Source organism: Bradyrhizobium sp. CCBAU 051011 (assembly GCF_009930815.1).
Taxonomy (GTDB): Bacteria; Pseudomonadota; Alphaproteobacteria; order Rhizobiales; family Xanthobacteraceae; genus Bradyrhizobium.
On the sequence record NZ_CP022222.1, the window covers coordinates 6,835,437 to 6,849,320 of the forward strand.

General features: G+C 63.1%; 11 protein-coding genes. 6 read left to right on the forward strand and 5 right to left on the reverse strand.

The window, feature by feature from the left end; genetic code table 11:
- Positions 1-20: 20 nt before the first annotated feature.
- Positions 21-1,214 carry a cystathionine beta-lyase gene (metC, locus tag ACH79_RS32195; RefSeq protein ID WP_161854543.1) on the reverse strand — a complete coding sequence of 398 codons (1,194 nt, stop codon included), beginning with the start codon at positions 1,212-1,214 and terminating at the stop codon, positions 21-23.
- A gap of 338 nt (positions 1,215-1,552) precedes the next feature.
- On the opposite strand from metC, the gene ACH79_RS32200 reads away from it, so the two are divergent.
- Genes ACH79_RS32200 through ACH79_RS32215 form a run of 4 tightly spaced genes read left to right on the forward strand, consistent with a single transcriptional unit; the run spans position 1,553 to position 6,055 of the window.
- Entirely contained in the window at positions 1,553-2,569 is a 1,017-nt protein-coding gene (locus ACH79_RS32200) for an amino acid ABC transporter substrate-binding protein (protein ID WP_161854544.1), read from the forward strand.
- A gap of 24 nt (positions 2,570-2,593) precedes the next feature.
- Positions 2,594-3,799, forward strand: a complete 1,206-nt coding sequence (locus ACH79_RS32205; RefSeq protein ID WP_161854545.1) for an amino acid ABC transporter permease — start codon at positions 2,594-2,596, stop codon at positions 3,797-3,799.
- Positions 3,796-5,301 (forward strand): amino acid ABC transporter permease, encoded by a 1,506-nt coding sequence (locus ACH79_RS32210; protein ID WP_161854546.1) that lies wholly within the window; start codon positions 3,796-3,798, stop codon positions 5,299-5,301. Before ACH79_RS32205 ends, ACH79_RS32210 begins: the two co-directional genes overlap by 4 nt.
- A gap of 10 nt (positions 5,302-5,311) precedes the next feature.
- A complete protein-coding gene (locus ACH79_RS32215) occupies positions 5,312-6,055 on the forward strand; it encodes an amino acid ABC transporter ATP-binding protein (protein ID WP_161854547.1) in 744 nt (247 codons plus the stop codon).
- A 351-nt stretch (positions 6,056-6,406) separates the two neighbouring features.
- On the opposite strand, the gene ACH79_RS32220 is transcribed toward ACH79_RS32215, so the two are convergent.
- The 4 genes from ACH79_RS32220 to ACH79_RS45225 all read right to left on the reverse strand — a co-directional run bounded on the left by ACH79_RS32220 (position 6,407) and on the right by ACH79_RS45225 (position 10,250).
- Positions 6,407-7,435 carry an IS110 family transposase gene (locus tag ACH79_RS32220; RefSeq protein ID WP_161849768.1) on the reverse strand — a complete coding sequence of 343 codons (1,029 nt, stop codon included), beginning with the start codon at positions 7,433-7,435 and terminating at the stop codon, positions 6,407-6,409.
- Positions 7,436-7,619: 184 nt separating this feature from the next.
- The gene (locus tag ACH79_RS32225; RefSeq protein WP_161854548.1) at positions 7,620-8,660 is read right to left on the reverse strand and encodes a cysteine synthase A; all 1,041 of its coding nucleotides are present in this window, start codon (positions 8,658-8,660) and stop codon (positions 7,620-7,622) included.
- A 91-nt stretch (positions 8,661-8,751) separates the two neighbouring features.
- A complete protein-coding gene (locus tag ACH79_RS32230) occupies positions 8,752-9,981 on the reverse strand; it encodes a cyclopropane-fatty-acyl-phospholipid synthase family protein (RefSeq protein WP_161854549.1) in 1,230 nt (409 codons plus the stop codon).
- A complete protein-coding gene (locus tag ACH79_RS45225; RefSeq protein WP_371419306.1) occupies positions 9,969-10,250 on the reverse strand; it encodes a DUF1365 family protein in 282 nt (93 codons plus the stop codon). Before ACH79_RS45225 ends, ACH79_RS32230 begins: the two co-directional genes overlap by 13 nt.
- Positions 10,251-11,036: 786 nt before the next feature.
- On the opposite strand from ACH79_RS45225, the gene ACH79_RS32240 reads away from it, so the two are divergent.
- Both ACH79_RS32240 and ACH79_RS32245 read left to right on the forward strand, forming a co-directional pair.
- A complete protein-coding gene (locus ACH79_RS32240) occupies positions 11,037-12,497 on the forward strand; it encodes an efflux transporter outer membrane subunit (protein ID WP_161856671.1) in 1,461 nt (486 codons plus the stop codon).
- Positions 12,487-13,878, forward strand: coding sequence for an efflux RND transporter periplasmic adaptor subunit (locus tag ACH79_RS32245; protein WP_161854550.1), 1,392 nt, complete (start codon positions 12,487-12,489; stop codon positions 13,876-13,878). Before ACH79_RS32240 ends, ACH79_RS32245 begins: the two co-directional genes overlap by 11 nt.
- Positions 13,879-13,884: the final 6 nt, after the last annotated feature.

Below are 13,884 nucleotides of genomic sequence, written 5' to 3' on the forward strand. Positions count from 1 at the left end.
ATCGGGCGGCGTGAGGGCCCCTAAGTGGCGGCCTTCAGCGCTGCAAATCCGCGATCGAGATCGGCCTTGAGGTCGTCGACATTCTCCAGGCCGATGTGCAGCCGCAGCGTCGGCCCGCCGGGCGACCATTTGGTCGCGGTGCGGTAGGGATCGCAGTCGAACGGGATGATGAGGCTTTCGAAGCCGCCCCACGAAAAGCCCATGCCGAACAGCTTGACCGTATTGAGCAGGGCGTCGACCGCCTGCTGCGGCACCGGTTTCAGCACAATGCTGAACAGGCCGGAGGCGCCGGTGAAGTCGCGCTTCCAGATCGCGTGGCCCGGATGGCTTTCGAGCGCCGGATGCAAGACCTGCAGAACTTCGGGGCGGCCGGCAAGCCAGCGCGCCATTTCCAGGCCCGAGCGATAATGCTGCGCGAGCCGCACCGAGATCGTGCGGGTGCCGCGCAGCGCCAGGAATACGTCGTCCGGCCCGGCGCAAACGCCGAGCAGGCGGATGCCCTCGGCGATCAGCGGCCAGGCCTTTGCGTTTGCCGAGATCGTGCCGAACATGATGTCGGAATGACCGCCGATATATTTAGTGGCAGCCTGCATGCTGATGTCGACGCCCTGGTCGAGCGAGCGGTGAAACAGCGCGGTCGCCCAGGTGTTGTCGTCGATGACGAGAGCGTCCCGAGCATGCGCGACGGCGGCGATGGCGGGGATGTCGCTCATCTCGAACGACTGCGAGCCGGGCGCCTCGACCAGCACCGCCTTGGTGTTCGGCTTAAACAGTTTTTCGATTCCAGCGCCGATCAGCGGGTCGAAATAGGTGACCTCGACGCCGTAGCGGACCAGCATGCCGTTACAGAAATTGCGCGAGGGCCGGTAGACGTTGTCGGTCACCAGCAGATGGTCGCCGGCCTTCACGACCGAGAGCAGGGTGGTGGTGATGGCGGCAAGGCCCGATGGCACCAGGCCGACGCCGGCGCATTGCGGGCCCTCCAGCGACATCAGCACGTCCTGCAGTGCCCGCGTGGTCGGGCTGCCGTGGCGCCCGTAGGAGAATTCGGCGCGGTGGGCGCGCAGGTCCTCGGCGGTCGGATAGAGCACGGTGGAGCCGCGGAAGACCGCCGGGTTGACGAAGCCCCTTTGCCCCTTGGTGTCACGGCCGGAAGTGACCAGCCTGGTTTCGGGTTTTTGCGGATTGGACGGGCCGTCGTTCGAAAAGCTCATGCGTTTGCATTATCCAAGACGTTATGCCGCAGCCGCAACTTGATCGCGAAAATAGCACCGGGCGGCGGGTCAGGGGCCGGCGACTTAATAACAAGACACAGAAGACGGCAGTCAACCCCTTGACCCGGCACGCTAGTCGTTCTGAGATGCATCTCAACTAATCATCGCCGCAAGTTGAGGGGCCTGCTGCGATATCGGATCCGCCGCCTGACCGGAATGGCACGCTAAATGCACGGTCAGGACAACGCTTTTCAGCGCGGGATCAGCGGGTTGGCCCCACAATGTGAGGCGTTGTCTAAAACACGACATCCGCACGACCCCCTTGAAAGGCCTTGCCCATGAAACGCGTATCTCTGGTTGTTACCCTTGCCCTAGCCGCCGGTCTCTCGGCCCAGGCCGCCTCGGCGCAAACCCTGAAGACGGTCAAGGACCGCGGCATGCTGTCCTGCGGGGTCAGCCAGGGGCTGCCGGGCTTCTCGACGCCGGACGACAAGGGTAACTGGACCGGCCTCGACGTCGATATCTGCCGGGCGATCGCGGCTGCCGTTTTCAACGACGCCACCAAGATCAAGTTCGTCCCGCTGTCGGCCAAGGACCGCTTCACCGCGTTGCAGTCCGGCGAGATCGACGTGCTGTCCCGCAACACCACCTGGACGCTGTCGCGCGACACCTCGCTGGGCGCCAACTTCACCGGCGTGACCTATTATGACGGCCAGGGCTTCCTGGTGAAGAAGTCGCTGAAGGTGAACTCGGCGCTCGAGCTCAACAGCGCCTCCGTCTGCGTTCAGACCGGCACCACGACCGAGCAGAACCTTGCCGACTACTTCAAGGGCAACAACATGAAGTATGAGGTGATCGCGTTCGCGACCGCCGACGAAACCATCAAGGCCTATGAGTCCGGCCGCTGCGACGTCTTCACCTCCGACGTCTCCCAGCTCTACGCCGAGCGCCTGAAGGTCGCCAATCCCGCCGATCACGTCGTGCTGCCCGAAGTGATCTCGAAGGAACCGCTCGGACCGATGGTTCGCCATGGCGACGACCAGTGGTTCGACGTCGTGAAATGGACGCTGTATGCGATGGTCGGTGCTGAAGAGCTCGGCATGACCCAAAAGAACATCGACGAGATGGCCAAGTCCGACAAACCCGAGGTCAAGCGCGCGGTCGGCACCGACGGCAATCTGGGCGAACAACTCGGCCTGACCAAGGACTGGATGGTGCGGATTGTGAAGGCAACCGGCAATTACGGCGAGTCCTTCGAGCGCAACGTCGGTGCAGGCTCCAAGCTCGGCATTGCCCGCGGCCTCAACAACCTATGGAGCAAGGGCGGTATCCAGTACGCCCCGCCGATCCGCTAGTCGCCAGCGAGAGGGGCTGCGGCGATGGCCATCGAACCCCGAAAACCACCATCGCAGCTCCTTCCCAGGCTGCAGCGAGCGCTCGGCGGCCGGGCGGGCTGGAGCGGCTTCGTGCTCCAACTGCTCTTCGTCGCCGCGCTCGCCTGGATTTCCTATGAGATCGTCGCCAATGCCCGCGCCAATCTGCAGGCGCAGCGGATCACCGCGGGCTTTGGTTTCCTTGCCAACAATGCCGGCTTTGACGTCAGCCAGAGCCTGATCCCGTATTCGGGATCCGATCCCTACACGCGCGTCTTTGTGGTTGGCTTGCTGAACACGCTGCTGGTCTCGGTGATCGGCATCTTCTTTGCCACCGTGATCGGATTCCTCGTCGCACTCGGCCGGTTGTCGCCGAACTGGCTGCTGTCGCGGATCGCGGGCGGCTATGTCGAACTGATCCGCAACCTGCCGCTGCTGTTCCAGATTCTGTTCTGGTATCTCGCGGTGCTCGCCGCCTTGCCCAATCCACGGCAGAGCATTTCGATCTTCGACAGCATCTTTCTCAGCAATCGCGGCTTGGTCATTCCGAAGCCTGTCGGGCAGGCGGGGTTCGAGCCCTTCGTCGTCGCCCTATTGGTTGCGATCGTGGCCACGATCGCACTGTGGCGATACGCGCGCCGTCAGCTCTTCCAAAGCGGCACAGTGATCAAGGTCTGGCCCTATGCGCTCGGCATGATCATCGGCCTGCCGCTCATCAGCATGCTGATCTTCGGTCTCCCGGTCACGTGGGAGGTGCCGGTGCTCAAGGGCTTCAATTTCGCCGGCGGCTCGCGTCTCATTCCGGAATTCGTTGCGCTGACGCTGGCGCTATCGACCTACACGGCGGCCTTCATCGCCGAGATCGTGCGGGCGGGCATCCTCTCCGTGCACAAGGGCCAGATGGAAGCCGGCTCCTCGCTCGGACTGCAGCGCGGCTCGGTGCTGCGGTTGATCGTGATCCCGCAAGCCTTGCGCGTGATCCTGCCACCGCTGACCAACCAGTATCTCAATTTGACCAAGAACTCCTCGCTGGCGGTCGCGATAGGCTATCCCGACCTGGTCTCCGTGTTCGCCGGAACCACGCTGAGCCAGACCGGGCAGGCGATTGAAATCATCGGCATCACCATGGGCGTCTATCTCCTGATCTCGCTGGTCACCAGCGCGATCATGAGTTTCTATGGATGGCGGATCAGCCGGAGCATGGGCGGATGAGCGATACGACTACATCCAATTTCGTCCGTCAGGATCTGGTGCCGGAGCGGCCGGCGCCGGTGAAGACCACCGGCTTCATCGGCTTCCTGCGCACGCGGCTGTTCAATTCGCCGACCAACATCCTGATCACGATCGTGAGCTTGTTGCTGCTGTGGGTCACTGTCGTTCCCGCGGTAAAGTTCGCGCTGATTGATGCGGTCTGGATCGGCAAGGACCGCACCGCCTGCCTGCCAAAAAATCCCGGCGACGTGGTCGGCGCCTGCTGGCCGTTCATTCAGGCCAAGTTCTCGCAGTTCATCTACGGATTCTATCCGGAGCCGGAGCGCTGGCGCGTCAATCTGACTTTCGCTCTTGCCGCGATCCTCTTGATACCGTTGCTGATTCCGCGGCTGCCGGGCAAGGGCCCGAATGCCATCCTGTTCTTCGTGGCTTTGCCTGTCGTCGCCTTCTTCCTGCTGCGTGGCGGCGGACTGGGGGGCTTCGGCGTGAGCTGGACGGCGGACCTGCTGTCGGGCCTGACGAGCGGCATCACGAACGCCGGCGTTGCCGGAATTAATGCGAGTCACCCGATCTTCGGACCATTTCTTTCTCTGCTGGGATGGATTGGTTTCCTGCTAGGCGTCATCCTTTCATACCTGATCTGGCCGCTGACTTGGTTGCGTGATCAGATTCAGGCAACTGGCCGCCCGGTCTGGGCCGACCTCGCCGCGACGGCGGTGATCGTGTCGGCGCTGCTGTTCTGGCTGACCGGGGCAATACGCGCCGTCGCCACCACCCTTGCGATTTTCGTTGGCATTGCCGTTGTCATCGCTGTGATGGGGCTCGACAGCGGCGGGCTTCCGGAGGTGGACACAAGGCTCTGGGGTGGCCTGCTGGTGACGCTGGTGGTGTCGGTCGTCGGCATCGTCGCCTCGATGCCGGTCGGCATCGCGCTGGCGCTCGGGCGGCGTTCGACCATTCCGCTAATCCGGATTTTCTCCATTGCCTTTATCGAGTTCTGGCGCGGCGTTCCGCTGATCACTGTGCTGTTCTTCGCGACCTATATGCTGCCGCTGTTCGTTCCGACCGGCTTCACCATCGACGGACTGATGCGCGCCTTGATCGGCATTGCGCTTTTCGCCGGCGCCTACCAGGCCGAAGTCATCCGTGGCGGCCTCGCGGCTATACCGCGCGGACAGGCGGAGGCGGCGAGCGCACTTGGCCTGTCCTGGGCCAAGACCATGGCGCTGATCGTGATGCCGCAGGCGCTCCGCCATGTCATCCCCGGCCTCGTCAACAGTTTCATCGCGCTGTTCAAGGATACCTCGCTGGTCTCGATCGTTGCGCTGTTCGATCTGCTCGGCCAGCTCCGGGCTTCCTTCAGCGACCCGGTCTGGTCGACGCCGACGACGCTGTTCACCGGCTTTGCCTTTACCGGGATCATCTATTTCGTCTTCTGTTTCGGGATGTCGCGTTACTCGCTGTTCGTCGAGAACCGGCTGAATGCCCATCGTCGCAACTGAGTAGATCACCATGACCGCAAATTCGATCGTCGGCATCAACACACTCAACAAGTGGTACGGGGACTTTCACGTGCTGCGCGACATCAATCTCGATGTGGCCAAGGGCGAGCGCATCGTGATCTGCGGCCCCTCGGGCTCGGGCAAGTCGACGCTGATCCGCTGCATCAATGCGCTGGAGGAGTTCCAGGAAGGCAACATCGTCGTCGACGGTATCGAACTGGGGCCAAACCTGCGGCGCGTCGATGAGGTCCGCCGCGAGGTCGGCATGGTGTTCCAGAGTTTTAACCTGTTTCCGCACCTGACCGTGCTCGAGAACTGCACGCTGGCCCCGATCTGGGTGCGCAACATCCCGAAAAAAGATGCCGAAGCGACCGCGATGAAATTCCTGGAGCGGGTCAAGATTCCGCATCAAGCCAACAAATATCCGGGCCAGATGTCGGGCGGTCAGCAGCAGCGCGTGGCGATTGCCCGCGCCCTGACCATGAATCCGAAGGTCATGCTGTTCGACGAGCCGACCTCGGCGCTCGACCCTGAGATGGTCAAGGAAGTGCTCGACACCATGGTCGACCTCGCCAAGGAGGGCATGACCATGCTGGTCGTCACGCACGAAATGGGATTTGCCCGCGAGGTCGCCAACCGCGTCGTGTTCATGGATGCGGGGCAGGTGATCGAGTCAAACACGCCGCAGGAATTCTTCGCCAATCCGCAGCACGCACGGACGAAGCTGTTCCTGAGCCAGATCCTGCGGCATTGATCGGTCGCGTAGGGTGGGCAAAAGCGCAGCGTGCCCACCAACAATATCGCGGTTGATAGATGGTGGGCACGGCGCAAGAGCGCCTTTGCCCACCCTTCTTCTGTAACGGGCCTCGATTAGTCAATCCCTTTGCGTTGTCCGCCCGCCGGGGTCTCGCTTCTGTACGGGGTCGGCGCAGGGCCGCCACCTGATGGGGTTGGAAGAGGATAGGTCGACCAATCTACGTTGTGCGTGCTCACGAGGGCGACCTGGTGGGCAACGGCCTGACCTGATCCATCGTCCCGGCGAAGGGACTTCGCTTCGAGAAGGCCTGGTGTTGTGACCCGCCCGAAAACTGTTGTGTCTCTCCTGTTAGGCTGCGGCAGCAGCGGCGTTAAAGGGTGTTCCGTCGGCGAGCATGCGATGCATGATCACCGCGAGCCGGCGCGCCAGCGCCACTTTGGCTTTGTTCGTGCCGGCGCGCCGTTTGATCCGCATGGCCCAGCTCTTCAATTGCGAACAGCCTTTGACCGGCTTGGTCAGCATGACGTTGGCGGCTTCGTAAAGCACCGTGCGCACCGAAGCATCACCGATCTTGCTGATCCGGCCGGTGTAGTCGGTCTCGCCGGATTGATGCTTCTTCGGGGTCAACCCGAAATGGGCTCCTGCCTGCTTCGACGATTTGAACCGGGCTGGATCGTCGATCGCGCTGGCATAGGTTAGCGCCACGATTGGGCCGACCGCCGGGACTGACGTCAGCAGCCGTGCTTGCATGTCGGATCGCACCATCCTGCGGATCTGCTTCTCGAAGGCTGCGAACTCGGCCCGCAGCACTGTTCGCACCGCTAGCAGCGCCTTGGCGATCGTTTGCAGGTGCGGGTGGCCCGCCACGAGCTCCTCGATCCGTCCCGCGAACGTCTGCCCGGTCGTCTTGCCAACCTTCAGGCCAAAACCGCGCAGGATCCCGCGCAGACTGTTCTCCACGTCGTGAAGCTTCGATTGCACCAGCTTGCGCGCCGTCAGCAGCGATCGGGTCTCTTGCGCACTCATCGATTTGCAATGCACTGGCCGGAACCAGCCCAGCCGCATCAGTTGCGCGATGCCGCGGGCATCGTTGCGATCCGACTTGACCGGCATCGCCTCGAACGCCTTCCGCACGTGCCGCGTCTCCAGCAGTTCCACGGCAAGGCCGGCTATCTTCATGGCCGCAAACAGCCATTGCGACAATGGTCCGGCCTCCAGCCCGATCCGCTCCAGGCCGAAGCCCAGCGAACCGAACCAGGCGATTAGGGCTTGCGGCTCGCTCGCCACCTTGGCCTCGCGCACGATCTTGCCATTGGCGTCGACAACGCACACGCTCGAGCATTCCAATGACACGTCGATTCCGGCATAATGCTCCATGGTCGTCTCTCCTTGATGCTTGGAGCGAGGCTCATCCCTCTGACTCCGTAACACCATCAATGTGAGGGACGACCGCCCGCCTTCCAGGCAGGTCGCGCGAAGCGCGCCACCCAACACCGCCGTAGCAAGCGCGGCTTGCCTGGAGGGTGGACCGGGGCCCGTTACCCCATCTACAATTCTGCAATCACGCCTTCTCGAACGGCACGTCGATCTCAGTGCGCTTCTCCAGCCAGGCCGGCACCGGCAGGTTCTTCGAGCGCATGAACTCCGGATTGAACAGTTTTGACTGATAACGGTTGCCGGAGTCGGCGAGGATGGTGACGATGGTCTTGCCGGGGCCGAGCTGCTTGGCGAGCCGGATTGCGCCGGCGATGTTGATGCCGGTCGAGCCGCCGAGGCAGAGGCCCTCGTGCTCGAGCAGGTCGTAGATCACCGTCACGGCTTCCTCGTCCGAAATGAGGAAAGCGTCGTCGACAACCGCGGTCTCGATGACGGGCGTGACGCGGCCGAGCCCGATTCCTTCGGTGATTGAGTCGCCCGGTGTCGATTTGGCCTTGCCGTGCTTGAACAGCTCGTACATCGCAAAGCCATGCGGGTCGGCGCAGGCGTTGACGATGCCTAGGTGCTTTTCCTTCAGATATCGGCTGACGCCGGCCAGCGTGCCGCCGGTGCCGACCGAGCAGATAAAGCCGTCGATCCTGCCGCCGGTCTGTTCCCAGATCTCCGGTCCGGTGGACTCGTAGTGCGCCTTGGCGTTGTCGAGATTGTTCCACTGGTCGGCGAACAACACGCCGTTCGGCTCGGTCTTGCGAAGCTGCGCGGCCAGCCGCCGGCCGACATGCTGATAGTTGTTCGGATTGGCGTAAGGCAGCGCCGGCACCTCGACGAGCTCGGCGCCGCACAGCCGCAGCATGTCTTTCTTTTCCTGGCTCTGCGTTTCCGGGATCAGGATCAAGGTCCGGTAACCGCGCGCGCTGGCGACCACGGCGAGACCGATGCCGGTGTTGCCGGCGGTCGATTCCACCACCAGGCCGCCGGGCTTGAGCTCGCCGCGCTTCTCGGCCTCCAGGATCATCCACTTGCCCGCGCGGTCCTTGACCGACTGGCCGGGATTCATGAATTCGGCCTTGCCGAGAATAGTGCAGCCGGTGGCTTCGGAAGCGTGCTTCAGCTTGATGAGGGGCGTGTTGCCGATCGCTTCGATAACGTCTTTGTGGAAGGCCATGTCGTTGAAATCGCCGGTTTGTTTGCCTAATCGTTGAGCGACCCTAAAGGACCGCCGCTAGCCGCACAAGCCAGCGTTGCGGCGGGTCAGGTCAGCCCGATTTCGCAAATACCACCTGGCGCACGTCGATATTTCCCGACAGGAAACCGGCCTCGCAATATGCGAGGTAATATTCCCAGAGCCGCCGGAAGCGATCGTCGAAACCCGATGGCGTCAGGTTCGGCCACGCCGCGCGGAAATTGTTTCGCCAGATCGCAAGCGTCTTGGCATAATCTTGCCCAAAGATGCGCTCGCGGATGACGGGAACGCCGAAACGCTCGCCTAGGTTTTTCAGGATCTGCGGCGAGGGCAGCATGCCACCCGGGAAGACGTAACGCTGGATGAAGTCGACTTCGCGGCGATAGGTCTGGAACAGGCTGTCCTGGATGGTGATGGCCTGGATGCCGGCGAGTCCTCCGGGCAGCAGGCGGTCGCGCAACTGTGAAAAATAGTTCGGCCAGAATTGTTCGCCGACCGCCTCGATCATCTCGATCGAGGCGATCCGGTCGTAGCGGTCGCGTTCGTCGCGATAATCCCTGAGCTTGATCTCGACCTTGTCGCTGAGCCCGGCATTGTGAATCCGCGCTTGTGCGAAATCGCGCTGCTCCTTGCTGATGGTGAGGCCTACGACCTTGGCGCCGAACGTCCTGGCGGCGTATTCGGCAAAGCCGCCCCAGCCGCAGCCGATCTCCAACAGCTTCTGGCCCGGCCGCAGATCGATGGCCTCGGCGAGCCGCCGGTACTTGTTGTGTTGCGCGGCCGTCAGGTCGGGCGTGTCGTCCTCGAACAAGGCCGACGAATAGGTCATGCTCGGATCGAGCCACGCCGAGTAGAAGGCGTTGCCGATGTCGTAATGCGCATAGATGTTGCGTCGGGCCTGTCGCCGCGTATTGCGGTTGAGCCAATGCCTAATGAACTGCAGCGTGCGCGCCAGCGGGTTGGCGACCAACATCGTCTGCATCCAGTCCTGGTTGACGCAGAACAGATAGAGGAATTGCGTGAGGTCGGGCGTGTCCCATTCGCCGCGCAGATAGGCTTCCGCAATGCCGATGTCGCCGCCGCGCAAGAGCCGCGAGGCAAAGCCGTAATCGTAGATCTTCATCGCCGCGGCCGGACCCGGCCCGTTGCCGCCGAGCCGCACCATGCGGCCGTCGGCCAGCGTCACGTCGAGCGTGCCGTGTTGCAGCTTTGAACCGAAGCCCAGCGCCAGCCGGACCATGCGGGGCAATTCCGGAAACGTTGCATCTACGGTTTCCGATGTGACCGAAATCAACTCGGACATGTGCGATCCATCGAACGTCGGTTTGCCCCGACTTCGCATGGCCGATCGGTCCTGCTCAGTCTTTGGCATGGGCGGACAACGCTGGCGAAGTATAATCGTTGCCGTTCTCGCTCGCCAAGCTGGTTTTGAAAGGCGGCATGCTGCCGCGGGACCAGCCGCGCGCCCTTGAGCCAGAGCCGCAGCGCCTCCCAGTGTATCGCCGCCATGACCTTGAATGTGACGAGCGGCAGAGCGAACAACGCACGCAGCAACTCTTTGGTGTTGAGCATGCGGCGACGACCATTGAAGGTTGCAGCGAGCAGGGTCCTTTGCGGCAGGTTTCCAGAATTCGCAATTGCACACGCTCGTCAGGTTGCAGCGAGCGAAAATGTGCGCATCGCCATATCGAGGACGAGATGTAGAACAGTTTGTCCTGCCACTGCCGCACGCCGGCATATCTGACATCGCCTGACATCACCGGATGGATGTAGGGATCGATGTCGCCGAAGGTGTTGCGCGCACCTCGCAGATCAGAAGCACCGGATCGCTGCTCGCGCGATTAGCAGAAATAGACCGAGCCCGGCCATTCTGTCTGCGGCGTAATCCTCGATGCTCCGCTGGTTGAAGATATCGCGGAGCATCCAGAAGTAGGAGGGCGGGCCGCTGCGTTGCCGCTGATTCCCTTACCCACCACCGCGACCCGCATTTTTTGCCCTCCGTTACGCGAGGCGAGATACAGGGGGCTGTTCCAGGGTTTCAAATCGGCCACAGGCGGGGAAAAACCCCATGAAATCTTCGTAAGATTTCGATGTCCTGTGGAGCCCCGACATCGTCCGAAACCCTATAAAATAAGGGAGATGAGCGCTTTGCCGGCTGTTTTTTCGCGTCCGCGCAGAGCATTGGCGAAGGGCTCGCGGGACTGTCCGCATCCCGGCCGCAAGGCTAGTATTAAGCAGTTCTAACGGAAGCATCACCCCCGTGAAGTTGCAGGCCACCAGGAGAAGCGCTCGCCGTGCGTCGGGCCGGGATTTGCCCGGTGGAGAACGGGTGTGACCCAGCGAACTGCAACTGCGGCGATGGAAGGCTGGTCTGCTCTCGTCCCCGGCGGCAAACGGCTGGCGCGATCGCTTGCGGTGCTCGGTCTGGTCGCCAGTTCCGCCGGCTGCATCCTGACCAAGGACCTTCCCGATCCCGCGCTCGACATCCCCGATGGCTACAAGGCGGCCCGGCTATCGAAGGCCAAGGATGCGCCGCCGACGCTCGACTGGTGGCGTGGCTTCCGTTCGCGGGAGCTGACGAGCCTGATGGAGGAGGCGCAGACCGTTAATCTGGACATTGCAGCGGCCACCGCGCGGTTCCAGCAGGCTGATGCGCAGGCGCGGATCGCGGGCGCGGCGCTGTTGCCTACGCTCAGCGGCAGCGGTTCGGAGAGCTATTCGCGCACCTCCGGATCGAGCGCCAGCGGCTTGAGTATTGGCGGTCGCGAGGTGGTCAACTATTCGGCCTCGCTCAGCGCCAGCTATGAGCTGGACTTCTGGGGCAAGAACCGCGACGCCGCACAGGCCGCGGAAGAGATCGCGATCGCCAACCGCTTCGACCGCGACGTCGTTGCGCTGACCACGCTGACGACGGTTGCCAACGCCTATTTCCAGGTGCTGACGGCGCAGGACCGGATTCGCACCGCGCAGCGAAACATCGCCAGCGCCGAGCGCATCCTCAACGCCATCAAGGAGCGCTTCAGAGCCGGGACCGGCACCGACCTCGACGTCGCGCAGCAGGAGAGCGTGCTCGCCAACCAGCGCGCGCTGGTGCCGCCGCTGCGGCAGACGCTCGACCAGAATATCAACGCGCTCGCAACCCTGGTGTCACGGCCGCCGGAAGCCGTGCGCGTTGCCGGCGGATCGCTCAACCAGATCGCCATCCCGCGGGTCACGCCCGGGCTACCGTCGGAGCTGTTGACGCAGCGTCCCGACATCCGGCGTCAGGAAGCCCAGTTGGCTTCTGCGACCGCCAATGTCGGCAATGCCCGCGCGCAGTTCTTTCCAAGCATCCAATTGACCGGGCAGGGCGGCTATCAAAGCTCGGCGCTATCATCGCTGTTTCAGCCGCAAGCCGCGTTCTTCAGCATGGTCGGCAGCCTGACCCAGCCGATCTTCGACGGCGGCCGGATCCTCGGCAATTTCGAGTTCACCAAGGCGCGGCAGGATGAACTGCTGCAGACCTATCGCAAGACCGTGGTGCAGTCCTTTGCCGACGTCGATAACGCCCTTTATTCGATCCGCCAGACCACTGAGAAGCTGCGCCTGCAGAGGGAAGTGGTGGCGGCGTCCCGCCGGGCGTTCGAATTGTCCGAGCAGCAGCTCCGGGCCGGAACCGCCGATATCGTAACTGTGCTAAATACGCAGCTGACATTGTTCCAGGCTGAGGATGCGCTGTCGCAGGCCCAACTGGCCCGGCTGCTCGCGATCGTCAGTCTTTATCAGGCGCTGGGAGGCGGCTGGGAGCCTAGGATGGAAAGGCCGGTCAATGCTCTTTAAGCCGGAAGTGGACGACAAGGCGAAGACGGCCGGCAAGCGAGTGGCGCGGGGCATTGGCCGTCGGATGGTATCGCTGACGATCACGCTGTTGATCCTTGGCGGGCTCGGCTATCTCGGCTGGAACGCCTTTCAGCAGAAGCCGACGGGGCGCAACGGCCCCGGCGCGCGCCCCGACCTTCCAGTGCCGGTGCTGGCGACGACGCCGCGGACGCAGGATGTCCCGGTCTATCTCGACGCCGTGGGCTCGGTCCGCGCGCTGAACACGGTGACGGTGCGCGCCCAGGTCGACGGCAAGCTGATCAAGGTGAATTTCGTCGAAGGCCAGGACGTCAGGCAAGGCGACGTGCTGGCCGAGATCGACCCCGTGATCTATCAGGCGCAGTACGATCAGGCGGTAGCCAAGAAGGCGCAGGATGAAGCGCTGCTTGCCAACCAGAAGCTCGATCTGGCGCGCTATCAGCAGCTTGCCGCGTCGAATGCCGGCTCCAAGCAGCAAGCCGATACGCAGCGCGCGGTGGTCGCCCAGCAGGAAGCGCTGGTGCAGGCCGACCAGGCTGCAATCGACAATGCCAAGGCGATGCTCGGCTATACCAAGGTCATCGCGCCGCTGACGGGCCGCGTCGGCCTGCGCCAGGTCGACCAGGGCAACATCATCCGTGCTTCTGATGTCACCGGCCTCGTCATCATCACCCAATTGCAGCCGATCGCGGTGCAGTTCAGCCTGCCGCAGCAGCAGATCGTGCGGGTCAATGCCGCTGCGGCCAAGGGCGTGCTGGCGGTGGACGTGTTCGGCAATGACGGCGTGACGGTCGTCGATACAGGTACGCTCAAGGGTATCGACAACCAGGTCGATCCGACCACGGGCACGCTGAAGCTGAAGGCCGAGTTTCCGAACGCCAAATTCCAGCTCTGGCCCGGGCAGTTCGTCAATGTTCGGCTGAAGGTCGAAACGCTGGAGAAGGCGATCGTGGTACCGACCTCGGCGGTGCAGCGCGGTCCCGCCGGCACGTTCAGCTATGTGATCGGACCGGGCGACATTGCGACCGCCAAGGCGATCGTGGTGACGCAGCAGAACGAGAACGACGCGGTGATCGCGAGCGGGCTTTCGACCTCCGACCGCGTGGTAACGACAGGCTTTGCCAACCTGTCCGACGGCGCCAAGGTCCTGATCGGCACCGACGACCGGGCGCCGACCGCCGATCTGGCGCCGCGCAAGCGCAGCCGCAGCCCTGATGCCAAGGCGGGTCCGGGCAAGGAAGGCGGTCTTGGCAAGGACGGCGAGCACCGCGGCAAACGCGAGCGCGGCGAGGGCGACCAGAAGGGACAAACCGGACCAGCGCGAGGCGAGCCATCGGGCGGCGCGGCGAAGTCGCAGCCTTGATCGCCT